At 38.9% G+C, this 694-nt stretch carries 1 protein-coding gene; it reads left to right on the forward strand.

Going from position 1 to position 694, the window contains the following annotated elements; all coding sequences use genetic code 11:
* Positions 1-521: BCCT family transporter (locus AC3G7N_RS21185; protein WP_489424119.1), on the forward strand; the 521-nt coding region annotated here is incomplete at its 5' end.
* Positions 522-694 lie beyond the last annotated feature (173 nt).

Here is a 694-nt window from a genome sequence, read left to right on the forward strand (position 1 = left end):
GGGCCCCTTTCGTTGGTATCTTTATTGCCCGTATATCGAAAGGACGCACTATTCGCGAATTTTTATCAGGCGTTCTGATTGTTCCTTCCGTTATCAGCTTCTTATGGTTTGCTACATTTGGAATGTCAGGAATTAATGCGCAAAATAATGGTGCAGACATTGCCGGGCTGCCTGATGAACAAGCTCTATTCGGGATGTTTGACCAATTTCCATTTAGTGTAATTTTGTCCATATTGGCTATCCTGTTGATTGGAACATTTTTTATTACGTCAGCAGATTCAGCCACCTTTGTTCTTGGCATGCAGACAACTAATGGTTCTTTATCCCCTCCAACAGCTGTTAAATTTGTATGGGGCTTTGCCCAATCAACAATAGCTGCTGTACTCCTTTATACTGGTGGACTGCAGGCACTTCAAAATGCATTAATTTCAGCAGCATTACCATTTTCGTTTATCATGCTGTTGATGGTTTACTCTTTCTATAAAGCTCTAAGGAAGGATAAAGGAGAATCTATACTGTAGTATTTTGGGGGCTGTATGGTGTTAATAAGCCATACAGCCTTTATTTAGGAGTCAATTGAAAAAGTAGTTAATTACTTTACTTTTTCATCAAGCATCTGAAATACTTTCCGCAAGGTTTCCTTAGGTATAGTTGAGTACTTATTCCCGATGCTTCTTTCAAAATAGCACTTCTT

The sequence above is a fragment of the Virgibacillus carmonensis genome (genome assembly GCF_057836705.1).